This window comes from Pseudomonas sp. GL-B-12, from assembly GCF_019955895.1.
Taxonomy (GTDB): Bacteria; Pseudomonadota; Gammaproteobacteria; order Pseudomonadales; family Pseudomonadaceae; genus Aquipseudomonas.
In genome coordinates this window covers 251,231-268,640 of sequence record NZ_JAHBCX010000033.1, presented here as the reverse complement: position 1 = coordinate 268,640, position 17,410 = coordinate 251,231, and the positions used below count along the sequence as shown (strand labels likewise).

Below are 17,410 nucleotides of genomic sequence, written 5' to 3'. Positions count from 1 at the left end.
TCGGTGCAAGTACCACCCAAACCCGAGATCGGCCTGCCGCTGTGGCTGCTCGCCGAGCTGACCTATCGCTGCCCGCTGCAATGCCCATACTGCTCCAATCCGCTGGATTTCGCCGAGCAAGGCAAAGAGCTGAGTACCGAACAGTGGCTCAAAGTGTTTCGCGAAGCGCGGGAAATGGGCGCCGCGCAACTGGGCTTTTCCGGTGGCGAACCGCTGGTGCGCCAGGACCTCGCCGAGCTGATTGCCGAAGCCCGCAAACTGGGTTTCTACACCAACCTGATCACCTCCGGCATCGGCCTGACCGAGCAGAAAATCAGCGATTTCAAGAAGGCCGGACTCGATCACATCCAGATCAGTTTCCAGGCCAGCGACGAGCAGGTGAACAATCTGCTGGCCGGCTCGAAAAAGGCCTTCGCGCAGAAACTGGAAATGGCCCGGGCGGTCAAGGCCCACGGTTATCCGATGGTGCTGAACTTCGTCACCCATCGGCACAATATCGACCAGATCGACCGCATCATCGAGCTGTGCATCGCCCTGGAAGCGGACTTTGTCGAACTCGCCACGTGCCAGTTCTACGGCTGGGCGCAACTCAATCGCGTTGGGTTATTGCCGACCAAAGAGCAGCTGGTGCGCGCCGAACGCATCACCAACGAATACCGCGCCAAACTGGAAGCCGAAGGGCATCCGTGCAAGCTGATTTTTGTCACGCCGGACTATTACGAAGAACGCCCGAAAGCCTGCATGAATGGCTGGGGCAGTATTTTTCTGACGGTCACGCCAGACGGAACCGCCCTGCCCTGTCACGGTGCCCGACAGATGCCGGTGCAGTTTCCCAACGTGCGCGATCACAGCATGCAGCACATCTGGTACGACTCGTTCGGCTTCAACCGCTTTCGCGGTTATGACTGGATGCCCGAACCGTGCCGCTCCTGTGACGAGAAAGAAAAAGACTTCGGCGGCTGCCGCTGCCAGGCGTTCATGCTCACCGGTGATGCCAGCAACGCCGACCCGGTGTGCAGCAAGTCGCCACAACACGGCGTGATCCTCAAGGCCCGCGAAGAAGCCGAGAACGCCACTCAGACCATCGACCAACTGGCCTTTCGCAATGAACGAAACTCACGCCTCATCGCCAAAAGCTGAACCATTCAGCGCTGCCAAAGCCGTGGCCGCCGGTATCGACTTTGCCGAACTGCAAGTCGGGCGGCAGGGCCTGTTCTGGAACGAGTACCGCCCCGAAGACGCGGCCTGCCGGATCTGGCGTTGGCGCGACGGTGCAGCGAAATGTCTGACGCCACCGGGGTTCAGCGTGCGCAGTCGGGTGTACGAATATGGCGGTGGCGCGTTTTGTCTGACGGACGACGGCCTCGTTTTCGTCAACGAGGCCGACCAGCAGTTGTATCGGCAATCACCGCAACACGAAGCGCCCGAAAGGCTGACGTCCGGGGCGTGCCGTTATGGCGATTTACAGTTCGCCAACGGCCAGGTGCTGGCGGTCGAGGAGCATCGCGACCAACACCGACTGGTGGCAATCGATCTGTTCGATGGCGCACGTCACCTGCTGGCCGAAGGTGCTGATTTCTACGCGGCGCCGACACTGAGCCCTGATGCCCGGCGTCTGGCCTGGATCGAGTGGAGTCGCCCGGATCAGCCATGGACAGCGACCCGCTTGATGGTTGCCGAACGCCTCGCCACTGGCGGGTTTGCCGAGGCTCGTTGTGTGGCGGGCGACGGCGTTCAAGAGTCTGTGCAACAACCGCGGTTTGATGCCGGCGGTCGCTTGTATTGCCTGACGGATCGCGCAGGTTACTGGCAACCATGGGCGGAATCTGAAAATGGCTTGAGCCCATTGCCAAGTGCCAGCGCCGACCATGGCCCCGCGCCCTGGCAACTTGGCGGCAGCACCTGGTTGCCGCTGAGCGACGACAGTTATCTGGCCAGTTGGACCGAGGGCGGGTTTGGCCGATTGGGCATAGGCGGCGATTCCAGCGCCGACTTCACCGGCGACTACAGCCGCTTCCGCCATCTCGCCGTGGATGAGCAGTTCATCTATTGCATCGCGGCGTCGCCCGTCAGCTCAACCGCCGTCATCGCCATCGACCGCCAGAGCCGGCAAGTGCAAGTACTGGCCGGCGGTATCGCACCGCTTGCTCCCGAACAAATCAGCCACCCGCAAACCTTGTGCTACCCAAGTGGCTCAGGCGAAGCACACGGCTTCTTCTACCCGGCGATGACCGGTGAGGCGAAACCGCCATTGGTGGTGTTCATCCATGGCGGCCCGACCTCGGCGTGCTACCCGATGCTCGATCCGCGTATCCAGTACTGGGCACAGCGGGGCTTCGCCGTGGCCGACCTCAACTATCGCGGCAGCAGCGGTTATGGCCGGGCCTATCGCCAGGCTCTGTACCTGAGTTGGGGCGACGTGGATGTGCAAGACGCCTGCGCCGTGGTCAGTTACCTCAACGACCGCGGCCTGATCGACGGCAACAAGGCGTTCATTCGTGGCGGCAGCGCCGGAGGCTACACCACCCTTTGCGCCCTGGCCTTTCACAACGTGTTCCGTGCCGGCGCCAGCCTGTATGGGGTCAGCGACCCGGTGGCGCTGGGGCGCGCGACCCACAAATTCGAAAGCGACTATCTGGATTGGCTGATCGGCGATCCGCAACTGGATGCCGAACGCTACGCCGCCCGCACGCCGCTGCTGCATGCCGGCAACATCCGCGTGCCGATGATCTTCTTTCAAGGAGAACTGGATGCCGTGGTCGTCCCGCAGCAGACCCGCGACATGGTCACGGCGCTGCAAGACAACGGCATCCTGGTCGAAGCGCATTACTACGCGGACGAACGTCATGGCTTTCGCAAGGCCGGCAATCAGGCCCATGCGCTGGAGCAGGAGTGGTTGTTTTATCGGCGGGTGATGGATTCAGTGGACTGAAGCCTGCGCTTAATGCCGAAACGGTGGTGTCCCTTTCGCGGGCAAGTCGGATCGCCGCACCGCCGCTCCCACAGGTTCTGTAGCGCGCACAAATCCTGTGGGAGCGGGCTTGCTCGCGAAGGCGGTCTACCTGCCGACACTCAGCTCAGCGCTTGGCGATGATGTACACCGCATGCACGATCCCCGGAATGTAACCGCACAACGTCAGCAGAATATTCAGCCAGAACGCCCCGCCGAATCCTACTTGCAGAAACACACCCAGTGGCGGCAACAGGATGGCGATGATGATGCGAATAAAGTCCATGGGACAGCTCCTGATTGGGGTGGACTCGTTCGAGCCCTACAGCTAATCGACCTGTGCCGTTTGTCAGGGTTCAGTCCCTCTATTCCCAAGCTCCGCCCCTTCGTTGAGTTTCGCAGACAAAAAAACGCCCCACGCCAAAAGTGCCAGGCGTGGGGCGTGCGTATTACCGCGAGACGGTTCTGGAATGTGTGCAGGGCGCGTCTGATCAGACGGCAATCCCTTTGCGGCACTGCAATTGCGCGGTGCGTACTCGGGAGAAGGCCCGCGCCAGGCGCAGGAGCATTTCATCGATGTTAGCGTTGCTGACATTAAGCGCAGGGGTAAAGCGCAGGCAGTCGGGTTGCGGGGCATTGAGCAGCAGGCCTTCGTACAGCGCGGCCTTGACCACCGCGTCAGCGGAGTCGTCCGACAGCGTCAGCCCCCAAAGCAGCCCTTGTCCGCGCAACTCGCCGTGATCGTAACGATGGGCCAGACGCTCCAACCCTTCACGCAGGTGCTGACCGGTTTGTGCGACGTGCTTGAGGAAAGCCTTGTCCTGCACCGTATCGAGTACCGAGAGTCCCGCCGCGGTTATCAACGCATTACCGTGATGAGTGCCTGTCACCTCGCCAATGTCGAAACAGCAAGCCTTGCCCCGCGCCAGCAGCGCGGCCAATGGCACACCGCCGCCCAAGCCTTTGCCGAGTACGACGATATCCGCCGTGACGCCGCAGGACTGTTCCGCGAGCAAGGTGCCACAACGGCCGATGCCGGTTTGCACTTCGTCAAGGATCAGCAAAATGCCGAGTTCTCGGCACAGGCATTCGACGCCCTTTAGGTAGTGCGCGGTGGCCGGGATCACGCCGGCTTCGCTCTGGATCGGCTCGAGCATGATCGCTACGGTCCGTTCATCCACGGCCGCATGTAACGCTGGCAGGTCATTGAACGGAACACGACTGAAGCCTGGCAGTTGCGGCTCGAAACGGTTGACCAATGTCGAACTGTCCGACGCTGAAATCGTCGCCAGGCTCCGGCCATGGCATCCGTTGTTGGCCACAATGATTCGCGACGCACCGCCGCGATGCTGTTGACCCCATTTGCGCGCCAGTTTGATCGCCGCCTCGCAGGCTTCGCTGCCGGTATTGAGCAGGTAGGCCTGATCACTGCCGGTGCTGGCACACAGATGTTCGGCGAGGCTGAGCATGCCGCGGTTATGCAGGCCGAAGCCCGGATTGATCAGCGACTGAGCCTGGGCAGTGATTGCGTTGATAAGTACCGAAGGGCTATGACCGAGACTGTTGGCCCCGCCGCCCTGGGAAAAATCCAGGTACGCACGGTCATCGCTGTCCCACAACCATGAACCCTGGCCACGCACAAACACTTGCTTCGGCCGCTCGACACTGGGCATCAAGTACTCGCTGGAAAGATTAACGCCTTGGGATGGCAGGGAGGCGTTCATGACCAGATCATCAAGACTGGGAGGACTACGGCGCAGACTGAACAGGTTCATCTGAAAAAAAACCTTTTGAGGTTTTTTGCCTTACCTATGTAAACACCATCGAAGCAAAGGGTATTCATCGCGCTCTGTGGCCCTGTAAGCCCTGTGAATACGGTTAGACTAGGCTCAGGCGAGGCATTCAGCCATTTCGATTTCCCAGCATTTTCGATAAGTAATACTTATGGATTTCAAGCAACTGCGTTATTTCGTCGCGGTCTATGAAGAAGGCCACGTGGGCCGGGCCGCCGAGCGCCTGTCCATCTCCCAGCCGGCGCTGTCCCAGCAAATCCGCCATCTCGAACAAAACCTCGATGTGAGCCTGTTCGAGCGCAGCAGCAAACGCCTGTTGCCGACCCTCGCGGCCCACACGCTGTACAACCACGCCCTGCCTTTGCTCGATGGCCTGCAACGGGCACGGGAAGCGCTCGGCAACTTCAAGGGTCAGGCGCTGCGCACCCTGGCCATTGGTGTATTGCAGACCGTGCATACCAGCCTCGTTCCGCAAATGCTCGAGCGGGTGCGCAAGGCGCAGCCGCATCTAGTGGTGCAGATCTACGAACTGACCGGCCTGGAAATCGAGCGGCGACTGCTCAACGGTTCTCTGGACATCGGCATCGGCTACCTGCCGCCCCGCCAGCCTGGCTTACATGGCGTGATGCTGTACGAAGATGAACTGACCCTGGTCATCCCGGCGGAGCATCCGCTGCGTGAATTCAAGAAAGTGTCCATGAGTCAGGCCGCCGAACTGCCGATGTTGCTGCTGGGCGAGGAATTTCAGATCAGGCAGATCTGGCAGGCACAGCTGACAAGCCTCGGACGTCGCCCACAGGTGCAAGCCGAACTGAACAACATGGCCGGCATCCTCGACAGCCTGCCGCACACGCGCCTGGCGACGGTGCTGCCCGGACGCTCGCAAAAGACCCATGGCAACCACGAACTGCTGTGGAAACCTCTGAGCGAACCACGAGTGCCGCTGAAAGTCGGTTTGGTGTGTCGGGATGTGCAACGGCAGCAGGCCTCGCTGGCCTTGCTGCGGACATTGCTGGAAGAGGTGATAAACGGCCCGGATGGGCGCTTGAACAGCGCGCAGGCTCTGGATGGGACAAGCTGAAAACTTTTCTTCAGGCAAAAGAAAACCCCGCCGAAGCGGGGCTTTGCAGACTGTTTCCCTGACATCCATTTCACTCCACCGTCCTGGCAGAATCCTACGTGTCCCTGTTGTTGCTTTGCGCTTCCTGCGCTACGTCCATGAGAAGTAGATTAGCCGTGGATCCAATTTGCATCTATGGGAGAACAGCAGCACGTTATGTAAGAGAATGCTTACATAACGTTACTTCATCAGAATTGTCCTGCATCCAGCAGGAACAACGATTCGCTACCGGCCTTCACCGACGCGCTCAACGAGTGGATGCGCGGCAGCAAGCGGGCAAAATAGAACCGCGCCGTGCCCAGTTTGCTGGCATAGAAATCGTCTTGCGCTTCCTTTCCGAAAGCAGCCTTGGCCATCAGGGCCCACATGTAGGCGTACGCCACGTAACCGAACACCTGCAGATACTCGACCGACGCCGCGCCGATTTCGTTCGGATTGCTCTTCGCTCGGTCAAGCAACCACGCAGTCAGTTCATCGAGGGTGGTCACCGCGTCGTTCAGCGGCTTGGTGAACTCGGCGAGGTCCGCGCTGGCGGTCGCCGTGAAGTGACGAATCTCGTCGGCGAACAGGTTGTAGAACGCCCCGCCGCTGCCCACGATCTTGCGCCCGACCAGGTCCAGCGCCTGAATGCCGTTGGTGCCTTCGTAGATCTGCGTGATGCGCACGTCACGCACCAGTTGCTCCTGGCCCCATTCACGGATGTAACCGTGGCCGCCAAAGACTTGCTGGCCGTGTACAGTGGTTTCCAGGCCGAGGTCGGTCAGGAACGCCTTGGCCACCGGGGTCAGCAACGCCACCAGGTCTTCCGCACGCTTGCGGGTGGTTGCATCTTCGCTGAACTTGGCGGTGTCCAGTTGCATCGCCACGTAGGTGGAGAACGCACGGCCACCTTCGTTCGAGGCTTTCATGGTCAGCAGCATGCGACGCACGTCCGGGTGGACGATGATCGGGTCAGCCACTTTGTCCTTGTTCTGCGCGCCGGTCGGCGAACGGCTTTGCAGACGGTCGCGGGCGTATTCCACGGCGTTCTGGTACGAGCGCTCGCCAGTGGCCAGGCCCTGGATACCGACGCCCAGACGCTCGTAGTTCATCATGGTGAACATCGCCGCCAGGCCCTTGTTCGGCTCACCGACCAGGTAACCCACGGCTTCATCGAAGTTCATCACGCAGGTCGCGGACGCCTGGATGCCCATCTTGTGCTCGATCGAACCGCAGTTCGCCGGGTTGCGCGTGCCCAGGCTGCCATCGGCATTGACCATGAACTTGGGCACCAGGAACAGCGAAATGCCTTTCGGCCCCGCCGGTGCATCCGGCAGCTTGGCCAGCACCAGGTGGATAATGTTTTCGGTCAGGTCGTGTTCGCCACCGGTGATGAAGATCTTGGTGCCGCTGACCTTGTAGGAACCGTCGGCCTGAGGCTCGGCCTTGGTACGGATGATCCCCAGGTCTGTACCGGCGTGTGGCTCGGTCAGGCACATGGAACCGGCCCAGATACCGGCGTACATGTTCGGCAGGTACGCGGCTTTCAGCTCTTCGCTGGCGTGGGCATTGATCGACAGGCAAGCGCCGGCGGTCAGCATCGGGTACAAGCCGAACGACAGGCTGGCGGAGTTGACCATTTCTTCGACTTGGGCCGAAACGGCTTTGGGCATGCCCATGCCGCCGTAGGACGGATCGCCACCGACACCGACCCAGCCGCCTTCAGCGTAAGTCTGATAGGCCTGTGGGAAACCTGCCGGCGTGGTGACGGCACCGTCCGCCCAATGGCAACCTTCTTCGTCAGCGGCACGGCTCAGCGGTGCGATGCTTTTGCTGGTGACTTTGCCGGCTTCTTCCAGGATGGCTTCGACCGTTTCTGCATCCACAGTCTCGGCCAGTGCAGGCAATTCGGCCCAGAGTTTGGCGACCTCGAAAACTTCATTGAGGACGAAGCGCATATCGCGCAGGGGCGCTTTGTAGTCAGCCATGGCAAACCTCGCAAGATCTATACAGGTGATTCACAGGAAGAGTGTTTTCGTTGGGTCGGAGTGTAACCCAACAACTTTTGCGACACATAGGGTCAACTCATGACCATTTTGTTATTTTTAGTCACCGACAAAAAAGCCCGCGCAAGGCGAGCTTCTTTGTAACGGATTTATATGACTAAAGCGCAAACAACTCTGCCGGCAGTTGCATCAGGCAATCGCTCCCGGCTTCGATGGCCGCCCGATGAGCAGCTGTACGTGGTAACAGACGCTTGAAGTAAAACTCATTGGTCGCCAGTTTGCCCCGGCAGAAATCGCCATCATCGCTTCCAGCATCGAGTTGCGCCTGAGCCACCAGCGCCATGCGCAACCACAGGTAGCCGAGGATGATGTAACCGCTGTACATCAGGTAATCCACCGACGCGGCACCGACTTCGTCAGGGTTTTTCATCGCCGCCATGCCGACCTTGGTGGTCAACTCACCCCACTGCTGGTTCAGTTGATTGAGCTGCGCCACATACCCGGCCAATTGTGGATGCTCGGCGTTCGCCGCGCAGAACTTGTGAACGATTTTGGTGAAGCCGCGCAGCAGCTTGCCCTGACTGCCGAGTACCTTGCGCCCGAGCAGGTCCAGCGCCTGAATGCCGTTGGTGCCCTCATAGATCGGCGCGATCCGGCAGTCGCGTACCAGTTGCTCCATTCCCCATTCGCGAATGAACCCGTGGCCGCCAAACACCTGCATGCCATGGTTGGTCACTTCCAGCCCGGTGTCAGTCATGAAGGCTTTGCAGATCGGTGTGAGGAACGCCAACAGGTCTTCGGCGTCCTGGCGCGCCGTTTCATCCGGGCTCAGGTGTGCAACGTCGAGCAACTGTGCGGTGAAGTAGGTCAGCGCGCGGTTGCCTTCGTTGAAGGCTTTCATGGTCAGCAACATCCGCCGCACATCAGGGTGCACGATGATCGGGTCGGCAGCTTTTTCCGGCGCTTTCGGGCCCGTCAGCGAGCGCATCTGCAAACGGTCATTGGCGTATTTGATCGCGCCCTGGAAGCTCGCCTCCCCCAGACACAGCCCTTGCATGCCGGTGCCCAGCCGCGCGTGGTTCATCATGGTGAACATGCAGTTGAGGCCCTTGTTCGGCTCGCCGATCAGGAAGCCCTTGGCCCCGTCGAAATTCAGTACGCAGGTGGCCGAGGCCTTGATGCCCATTTTGTGTTCGATCGAGCCGCAGGACACGCCGTTGCGCTCGCCCGCTTCGCCCGTCGCATCGGGCAGGAACTTGGGCACGATGAACAGCGAAATGCCCTTGGTCCCGGCCGGTGCGTCCGGCAATTTGGCCAGCACCAGGTGAATGATGTTGGCGCTCATGTCGTGCTCGCCAGCGGAGATGAAGATCTTGCTGCCGGAGATCGCATAGCTGCCATCGGCCGCAGGGACGGCGCGGGTCTTGATGATGCCCAGGTCGGTGCCGCAATGGGCTTCGGTCAGGCACATGGTGCCGGTCCATTGGCCAGCGGTGAGCTTCTTCAAATAGGTCTGCTTTTGCGCCTCGGTGCCATGGGCGTGGATCGCCGACATCGCACCGTGGGTCAGGCCGGGGTACATGCCCCATGAGGTGTTGCTGGAACCCACCATCTCGCTGATCACCAGGCCCAGAGAGATCGGCAACCCTTGACCGCCGTAAAGCGGATCCGCCGCCAAGCCATGCCAGCCAGCTTCGACATATTGGGCGAAGGCCTGCTTGAAGCCCGCGGGGGTGGTGACCACGCCATTGTCGAAATGGCAGCCCTCTTCATCGCCACTGCGGTTGAGCGGCGACAGTACGTTTTCGCAGAACTTCGCCCCTTCTTCGAGGATTGCATTGACCATGTCCGGGCTAGCATCGGTGGCCCCCAGCGCAGCGTAGTTGCTGTGAAAGTCGAAGACTTGGTCGATCAGAAAGCGCATGTCGCGCAAGGGAGCTTTGTACTCGGGCATGGTCATTCTCCGTCGGCAGATTTCTCCAACCTACTGCTGCCGACCACGCCTCACAATCACTTTGCGCTCGCTGAATGCGCCATCATCACTCAACCGTAGCAGCGTCCATGCGCACGGCGCCACGGCGGTTCTGCCCGAACGCCATCACGCAATTGCGCCCGGCACCCTTGGCGCTGTAGAGCGCCTGGTCAGCAGACTTGAGCACCTCTTCGGTGGTGCGTTGATCGATCCGTTCGGCAACGCCGATACTGACTGTCACCGATACACTCGACGCACCAGAACCGGCACGCCGCTGGCGCCCCTGATTATCGTCCTGCGGGCGATTTTCCTGGTTTCGCAATTGAATGTTGTAAGTGGCGATGGACTCGCGGATGACTTCCAGGTGCGGCATGCATTCTTCGAGGGTCTTGCCTGCAAACACCAGGGCAAATTCCTCGCCGCCATAGCGATACGCCTTACCGCCACCGCCGATTTTCGACAGCTTGCTGGCCACCAGCCGTAGCACCTGGTCACCGACGTCGTGGCCGTGGGTGTCGTTGAATTTCTTGAAGTGGTCGACGTCGCTCATGGCCAACACGTAGTTGCGCCCCAACCGTTGCATGCGTTCATTCAGCGCACGACGGCCCGGCAGTCCGGTCAGTTCGTCGCGGAAGGCCATTTGATAGGCTTCGTGGGCAACGGCGGCGGCGATCATCAGCATCACCTGGCTGCACATGATGTTCAGCGTGAACGGCAGGATGAAAGTTTTCGGCAACATCCAGAACAACCCGAGCAGCCCCACCAATTGCGCAGCATGCAGCGGTCGCGGGTTGCGCCAGTATTGCCAGGCCAGCAGCAGGAACGCAGCCATGAACACCGGATAGGACAACTGGATCAGGCTCATCCAGGCGCCATGCAAGGCAGGCCAGCGAATCTCCGACAGCCAGATCAGCAGCGCATGTGGATAACTTTGCTCAAGCCCCAGCGCCACGCTGCCGACCGCGAGCAAGACCGCGAAGCGCGCCACCATGTCCTGGAACAGATGGGTGCGCTCCTGCCACGCCGCGAACACGCCAAACAGCAGCGGCAGCAGCAGGCAACACAAATGAAAGACCACGGCGGCATCGTCACGCACCTTGCCGTTGTCGCGGTAATAGTCGATCTGGGTGTCGAGCAGGAAGTAGGCGATGTACACCGTGACCATCAGAAACAGTTCACGCTGGCGTCGGTACACCGCGCAATAGGCGCCACCGAGCAACAACACCAGGGTGGGCAGCACGTTGAACAGCGACGTGAAGAAGACGTTCAGATCCTTGATGTATGCAGCCGCAAGCCCCGCCAACAACAGCAGTAATGACGGCAGGAAATGGCTGAAACGCAAAGCGGAAGAACGCAGCAAGGGTAAAGCTCCGACCCGTCAGTTCAATAGATGGCAATGTGCCAACTACTGTAACGGCAGAAAGTCCGAGTTGCTGAGTGAATTACTGAGGTATTTTTCAAAGGGCGTTACAAACATTTTTCCACCGGCAACCTTAAAGCAAAAAAAGCCGCTGTCCCCGAAGGAGCAGCGGCTTTTTCAAGTGCTTCGTTAAGGCTTAGTAGCCCAGGTCGAAGTTCTCTTCTTTCATGTCCATCAGGTTGTTGGCGCCCGACAGCATGGTTGCGACGTGAGTACGAGTACGCGGCAGGATGCGCTGGAAGTAGAAACGCGCAGTCTGCAGCTTGGCGGTGTAGAACGCCTCTTCGGAAGTGCCGGCAGCCAGTTTCTCGGCAGCCAGGCGCGCCATGTCAGCCCAGAAGTAGGCCAGGCAGGCGTAACCGGAGTACATCAGGTAGTCCACGGAGGCCGCGCCGACTTCTTCGCGATCTTTCATGGCGGCCATACCGACCTTCATGGTCAGCTCGCCCCATTCCTTGTTCAGTGCAGCCAGCGGAGCGACGAACTCTTGGACCGCTTCGTTGCCTTCGTTGGTCTGGCAGAACTTGTGGACGATCTTGGTGAAGCCCTTCAGAGCCTCGCCTTGGGTCATCAGCACTTTACGGCCCAGCAGGTCGAGTGCCTGGATACCGGTGGTGCCTTCGTACAGCATCGAGATGCGGCTGTCGCGGACGTTCTGCTCCATGCCCCACTCGGCGATGAAGCCGTGGCCGCCGTAGATCTGCACGCCATGGTTGGCCGATTCAAAACCGACTTCGGTCATGAAGGCCTTGGCGATTGGCGTCATGAAAGCCAGCAATGCGTCGGCGTTCTTCTTCGCCTCGGAGTCCACGCCGTACTTGACGATGTCGACCTGCTTGGCGGTGAAGTAAACCATCGCACGGTTGCCTTCGGCGAATGCCTTCATGGTCAACAGCATGCGGCGTACGTCAGGGTGCACGATGATCGGGTCAGCGGCTTTGTCCGGTGCTTTCGGGCCAGTCAGCGAGCGCATTTGCAGACGGTCGCGAGCGTATTTCAGGCCGCCCTGGAAACCGACTTCAGCGTGGGCCAGGCCTTGCAGCGCGGTACCCAGACGTGCGGTGTTCATGAAGGTGAACATGCAGTTCAGGCCTTTGTTCGCCGGGCCGATCAGGAAACCGGTAGCGCCGTCGAAGTTCATCACGCAGGTAGCGTTGCCGTGGATGCCCATCTTGTGTTCCAGGGAACCGCAAGACACGGCGTTACGCGCGCCAACCGAACCATCAGCGTTCGGCATGAACTTCGGCACGATGAACAGGGAGATGCCTTTAGTGCCAGCCGGTGCATCCGGCAGGCGGGCCAGTACGATGTGGACGATGTTGTCGGCCATGTCGTGTTCACCGGCCGAGATGAAGATCTTTGTGCCGGAGACTTTGTAGGAACCGTCGGCCTGAGGCTCGGCCTTGGTGCGCAGCATGCCAAGGTCGGTGCCACAGTGCGGTTCGGTCAGGCACATGGTGCCGGTCCACTCGCCGGAAACCAGCTTGGTCAGGTAAGCCTCTTGCTGCTCAGGGGTGCCATGCTCGGAGATGGTGTTCATCGCACCGTGCGACAGGCCTGGGTACATGCCCCACGACCAGTTGGACTCGCCAACCATTTCGCTGATGGCCAGACCCAGGGACTCCGGCAGGCCTTGGCCACCGTGCTCTACGTCGTGAGCCAGGCTTGGCCAGCCGCCTTCAACGAATTGCTTGTAGGCTTCCTTGAAGCCAGTCGGGGTCTTGACGCCGGACTCGCTCCAGGTGCAACCCTCGATGTCGCCCACGCGGTTCAGCGGAGCCAGTACCTGCTCACAAAACTTGGCGCCTTCCTCAAGAATGGCGTCAACCATGTCCGGAGTTGCGTCGGCACAAGCCGGAAGGCTCTGATAGTGCGCTTCGTAGCCGAGCAGTTCGTCACGAACGAAGCGAATATCACGCAAGGGGGCCTTGTAGTCAGGCATAGCGATAAACCTCTGCTGATGTAACCGGGAATGAACGACCGCGTTGATTTGTTGTTGCGATCAAACAGCTGTTTGAAACATACGTTTACGCCGAAATCTTGTCAAGCGTCGATCTTTTGCCGTTCGTCATCGCAGGCTTGGACACACAGGCACACGGCAACGCAGCCGCGCTTTCAAAGCAGCCCGCCACACTGAAAAGATTAGTTGAGCAAGAAAGACTTACGCAGAAAAACGCCGCGAACAAGCGCGGCGCTGGAGGGTGCGGATTCTTTAAAGAATCAAGCGTAGGTATCGATCAACGTCCCGAGCACTTCGTCGGCTGCCTTGGCGACTTTCACGCCCAGTTCCGCCTGAATCTTGCCTTGGGCCATGTCGACCACGTTGCTGGCCAGGTCCGATTGCTGGCTGCGATCAACCGATCGCAGACGATCGGCCTGCGCCTCGGAGGACTGGCTGGTGACCGAACGCTCGATCGTCGTGTTGGCGATCTGCCCGGCGGCTTGATCGACGCGGTTCTGCCCTGTCTGAAGGGTGCTCAGACCGGCATAAAAAGCGGTGCTTCCTGAGATTTCCATGGGAGAACTCGTCCTTTCAAAGGATCAACAGCGGCCATTGAAGCAGAGTGGCTGGCAAAACACTCGTCAAAAACACTAATGGCACAGTGCCTTATCATAGGTAAAGCCCGCATTGCAAAAACGTCAGTCCAACAGGTCCAGTTGCAAGTGCTCGGCCACTGCCTCGGCCGTAACGGACTTGAGTTTAGGCACACGCCCCAAGCACGGCGCCGGGATGCGCTCGGCAAGGGTAGCCAGGTTTTCTTCCAGCCGCGAGGTCTTGGGGTCGATGATATTGGCCACCCATCCCGCCAGTTGCAAACCGTCTCGGGCAATCGCTTCGGCGGTCAACAAGGCATGGCTGATGCACCCCAGCCGCACGCCGACCACCAGGATCACCGGCAGCTTCAATGCGATGGCAAGGTCCGACAGATTGTCCTGATCCGCCAAGGGTACGCGCCAGCCGCCGGCGCCTTCGATCAGGGTGAAGTCCGCCTGCATGCTCAAAATCTGTCGCATCGGCGCCAGCAACGACTGCACCGTCAACGCCACGCCCGCCTCTCGCGCCGCCAGATGCGGGGCAATGGCCGGTTCGAAGGCCACCGGATTGACCTGTGCATAAGTCAGCGGCAGCGAACACTCCGCCAGCAAGGCCAGCGCATCGGCGTTGCGCAGGCCTTTGGGCGTCACATCACAACCGGACGCGACCGGCTTGCCCGCCGCTGTGCTCAAACCCGCCGAACGCGCCGCATGCAGCAGCCCCGCAGCGACCGTGGTTTTACCGACATCGGTATCCGTGCCGGCGATGAAATAGGCTGCGCTCATAAGGGTTTCTCCAAAACGGCGTACACCACTTGATAAGTCGCCGGCAGTCCCTGGGCCTGACGAAACTGCTCGTAAGCCTCAATCAGACCCAGAATCCGCGCCCGGCCGGTCAAGCCACCCGGCCGCCCGGGATTGAGATTGTGCGCACCCAACGCCTTGAGTTCATGGGTCAGGCTGCGCACATCCGGGTAATGCAGCACGTGCGCGAGGTTTTGCAGACTGACCGTCCTCAAGCCGCTGGCCGCACACAATTGCTGATAAACACCAAACGCCCGGAAGCGATTGACGTGCACCATGCCGTCGACCTGCCGCCAGCTGTCGCGCAATTCGAACAACGTCCCTACACACAGACTAGCAAACGCGAAGATGCCACCCGGTTTCAGCACCCGAAAGGCTTCACCGAGCACCGAGTCGAAGTCCGCGCACCACTGCACCGCCAGGCTGGAGAAGATCAGGTCGCAGGAGGAATCCTGCAGTGGCAATCGCTCGGCATCGCCGGCCACGAAGTGCGTGGCACCGCCCAATGGCCGGGCGTGGTTGAGCATGCCCTCGGCGATGTCCAGCGCCAACCCGTGACTGCCTGGAAATTGCTCACCCAAGGCACGACTGAAATGCCCGGTGCCGCAGCCCAGATCCAGCCAGCGCTGCGGTACAAAATCCTGCGGCAAGCGCCTGAGCAATTGGCTGCCGACATCACGCTGCAACTCGGCCACGCTGTCATAGCTGGCCGCCGCGCGGGAGAATGATGCTGCTACCTGGCGTTTGTCAGGCAAGGCGCCGGGCAGGTTGGGTAAGGATAAATCAGTCATCGCCGGACTCATGCAAAAAGGCCTGGATCGCCCCCGCCACACCGTGGGGATCCTCCAGAAGAAACGCGTGGCTGGCCTGTTCAATCAGACCGATTTCGACATCCGGCAGCAATGCCAACAACTCGCCCGCCGCTTCCGCCGGCACCAGCCCGTCGAGGCCGGCGAACAGATGCAGTTGCGGACCGCGGAACGATTGCAACGCCTGCCGGGTATCCAGTTGCGCGAGCACTTGCAGACCACTGAGCAGCACCGGCGCGGCGGTGTTCGGTGCGCCACCGAGCAACAACCGCGACAAGCCGCGCGGGTCTTCGGCGCCTTGGGCACAGAGCAGTGAAAAGCGTTTCAAGGTCGCGCGCGGATCGGCTGCACATCCCACCAGAAACGCATCGAAGGTTTCCCCGGGCATGGCGCTTGACCATTGATCATGGGCGACAAAAGAAGCGTTGCTGGCCAGGGTGAACACACCACAACAGCGATCGCCGCGCCGGGCCGCCAACTCGCAGGCGAGCATGCCGCCCAATGACCAACCGCCAAGCCAGGCGTCTTGCGGCAAGGTCGAATCAAGCTCATCGAGCCACTCTTCAAGATCGCTCGACTCCAGCTCCGGCAACGGCTCTATCTCGACGTGCAGGTGCTCATCCAGGCCGCGCAAGGCTGCCGCCAGAGGCTCCAGCGGTGAAACGCCAAGACCCCAGCCGGGCAGCAGAATCAGACGATCACGCATGGCTTGGCTCCGGCTTCAGCTGCTGAAAACAATCGGCCAGTCCATTTAACAATAGCTGTACCTGGGCCTCGCTGTGGGCAGCCGTCAGCGTGACCCGCAGTCGGGCGCTGCCGGCGGGTACGGTCGGCGGGCGAATCGCGGTCACCATCAACCCGCGTTCGCGCAGCATCTGCGAAAGGCGCACCGCGCGCCCGGCGTCGCCGATCATGATCGGCTGGATCGGCGTGAAGCTGTCCATGAGTTCCAGGCCAATCTGTTCGGCACCGTGGCGGAACTGGCGGATCAGCGTCTGCAAATGCTCGCGACGCCAGTGTTCGCTGCGCAGCAGTTCCAGGCTTTTCAACGTGGCGCAGGCCAGCGCGGGTGGTTGGCTGGTGGTGTAGATGTAGGGACGGGCGAACTGGATCAGGCTTTCGATCAGCTCTTCGCTGCCAGCCACAAAGGCACCCGCCGTACCGAACGCCTTGCCGAGGGTGCCGACCAGTACCGGAACGTCATCCTGGCTTAAGCCGAAGTGTTCGACGATGCCGCCACCGTTGGCACCCAGCGGTCCAAAACCGTGGGCATCGTCGACCATCAACCAGGCGCCTTTGGCCTTGGCTTCTCGGGCCAGCGCAGGCAAGTCGGCGATATCACCGTCCATGCTGAACACGCCGTCGGTGACCACCAGCGTATTGCCGGTGGCTTTTTCCAGGCGCTTGGCAAGGCTCACCGGGTCGTTGTGCAGATAGCGATTGAATCGCGCACCGGACAACAGCCCTGCGTCGAGCAGCGACGCATGGTTGAGCCGGTCTTCGAGCACCGTATCACCCTGCCCCACCAGCGCCGTGACCGCGCCGAGGTTGGCCATGTAGCCGGTGGTGAACAGCAACGCGCGCGGGCGACCGGTCAGGTCGGCCAATGCCTCTTCCAGGGCATGGTGCGGGGAGCTATGGCCGATGACCAGATGTGATGCCCCTCCACCCACACCCCACTTCGACGCGCCGGCACGCCAGGCTTCGATCACTTGCGGATGATTGGCCAGGCCCAGGTAGTCGTTGTTACAGAACGCCAGCAACGGCTGGCCATCGACCACCACTTGCGGCCCCTGCGGGCTTTCGAGCAGCGGGCGCTGGCGGTAGAGGTTTTCGGCACGACGGGCAGCAAGGCGTGCGGCGAGATCGAAAGACATGCAGGCCTCGACTATCAAATGACACATGTCCCCTGTGGGAGCGGGCTTGCTCCGGGCGGCGATCCGACGAATGCGGTCTGACATTCAACATTGATGTCGACTGACACGACGCCTTCGTCGGATCGCCGCCCGGAGCAAGCCCGCT

14 protein-coding genes are annotated in these 17,410 nt (G+C 60.6%); 3 read left to right on the top strand and 11 right to left on the bottom strand.

All coding sequences use genetic code 11. The annotated features are described in order from the left end of the window. Nucleotides 1-3 precede the first annotated feature (3 nt). Together pqqE and KGA85_RS19095 are read left to right on the top strand one after the other, a co-directional pair. Entirely contained in the window at nucleotides 4-1,140 is a 1,137-nt protein-coding gene (gene pqqE / locus KGA85_RS19100; RefSeq protein ID WP_411741747.1) for a pyrroloquinoline quinone biosynthesis protein PqqE, read from the top strand. Further along, nucleotides 1,106-2,932 (top strand): alpha/beta hydrolase family protein, encoded by a 1,827-nt coding sequence (locus KGA85_RS19095; RefSeq protein ID WP_223543303.1) that lies wholly within the window; start codon nucleotides 1,106-1,108, stop codon nucleotides 2,930-2,932. The genes pqqE and KGA85_RS19095 overlap by 35 nt, the downstream gene beginning before the upstream one ends. A 145-nt stretch (nucleotides 2,933-3,077) precedes the next feature. Here KGA85_RS19095 and KGA85_RS19090 read toward each other — a convergent pair whose 3' ends face one another. Both KGA85_RS19090 and KGA85_RS19085 read right to left on the bottom strand, forming a co-directional pair. Next, nucleotides 3,078-3,236, bottom strand: coding sequence for a YqaE/Pmp3 family membrane protein (locus tag KGA85_RS19090; RefSeq protein ID WP_003228885.1), 159 nt, complete (start codon nucleotides 3,234-3,236; stop codon nucleotides 3,078-3,080). Nucleotides 3,237-3,441: 205 nt separating this feature from the next. Further along, the gene (locus tag KGA85_RS19085; RefSeq protein ID WP_223460358.1) at nucleotides 3,442-4,725 is read right to left on the bottom strand and encodes an aspartate aminotransferase family protein; all 1,284 of its coding nucleotides are present in this window, start codon (nucleotides 4,723-4,725) and stop codon (nucleotides 3,442-3,444) included. A 169-nt stretch (nucleotides 4,726-4,894) separates the two neighbouring features. Between KGA85_RS19085 and KGA85_RS19080 the strand changes: the two genes are divergently transcribed. Continuing rightward, the gene (locus tag KGA85_RS19080) at nucleotides 4,895-5,824 is read left to right on the top strand and encodes a LysR family transcriptional regulator (protein ID WP_223460360.1); all 930 of its coding nucleotides are present in this window, start codon (nucleotides 4,895-4,897) and stop codon (nucleotides 5,822-5,824) included. A 227-nt stretch (nucleotides 5,825-6,051) separates the two neighbouring features. On the opposite strand, the gene KGA85_RS19075 is transcribed toward KGA85_RS19080, so the two are convergent. From KGA85_RS19075 to bioF, 9 genes are all read right to left on the bottom strand, one after another. Further along, entirely contained in the window at nucleotides 6,052-7,830 is a 1,779-nt protein-coding gene (locus KGA85_RS19075) for an acyl-CoA dehydrogenase C-terminal domain-containing protein (RefSeq protein ID WP_223460362.1), read from the bottom strand. Between the two features lie 175 nt (nucleotides 7,831-8,005). Next, nucleotides 8,006-9,802, bottom strand: coding sequence for an acyl-CoA dehydrogenase C-terminal domain-containing protein (locus KGA85_RS19070; protein ID WP_223460364.1), 1,797 nt, complete (start codon nucleotides 9,800-9,802; stop codon nucleotides 8,006-8,008). A gap of 85 nt (nucleotides 9,803-9,887) precedes the next feature. After that, the gene (locus tag KGA85_RS19065) at nucleotides 9,888-11,180 is read right to left on the bottom strand and encodes a GGDEF domain-containing protein (protein ID WP_223460366.1); all 1,293 of its coding nucleotides are present in this window, start codon (nucleotides 11,178-11,180) and stop codon (nucleotides 9,888-9,890) included. Nucleotides 11,181-11,376: 196 nt separating this feature from the next. Continuing rightward, on the bottom strand, nucleotides 11,377-13,182 hold the full coding sequence (locus KGA85_RS19060; RefSeq protein ID WP_223460368.1) for a phenylacyl-CoA dehydrogenase: 1,806 nt from the start codon (nucleotides 13,180-13,182) through the stop codon (nucleotides 11,377-11,379). 278 nt (nucleotides 13,183-13,460) lie between these two features. Beyond that, on the bottom strand, nucleotides 13,461-13,757 hold the full coding sequence (locus KGA85_RS19055; protein WP_223460370.1) for a pyrroloquinoline quinone biosynthesis protein PqqE: 297 nt from the start codon (nucleotides 13,755-13,757) through the stop codon (nucleotides 13,461-13,463). Nucleotides 13,758-13,880: 123 nt separating this feature from the next. Continuing rightward, on the bottom strand, nucleotides 13,881-14,561 hold the full coding sequence (gene bioD, locus KGA85_RS19050; RefSeq protein ID WP_223460372.1) for a dethiobiotin synthase: 681 nt from the start codon (nucleotides 14,559-14,561) through the stop codon (nucleotides 13,881-13,883). Then, on the bottom strand, nucleotides 14,558-15,370 hold the full coding sequence (gene bioC, locus KGA85_RS19045; RefSeq protein ID WP_223460373.1) for a malonyl-ACP O-methyltransferase BioC: 813 nt from the start codon (nucleotides 15,368-15,370) through the stop codon (nucleotides 14,558-14,560). The genes bioD and bioC overlap by 4 nt, the downstream gene beginning before the upstream one ends. Further along, nucleotides 15,363-16,094, bottom strand: coding sequence for an alpha/beta fold hydrolase (locus KGA85_RS19040; protein ID WP_223460375.1), 732 nt, complete (start codon nucleotides 16,092-16,094; stop codon nucleotides 15,363-15,365). The genes bioC and KGA85_RS19040 overlap by 8 nt, the downstream gene beginning before the upstream one ends. Next, nucleotides 16,087-17,265, bottom strand: a complete 1,179-nt coding sequence (gene bioF / locus KGA85_RS19035; protein ID WP_223460377.1) for an 8-amino-7-oxononanoate synthase — start codon at nucleotides 17,263-17,265, stop codon at nucleotides 16,087-16,089. Before bioF ends, KGA85_RS19040 begins: the two co-directional genes overlap by 8 nt. Nucleotides 17,266-17,410: the final 145 nt, after the last annotated feature.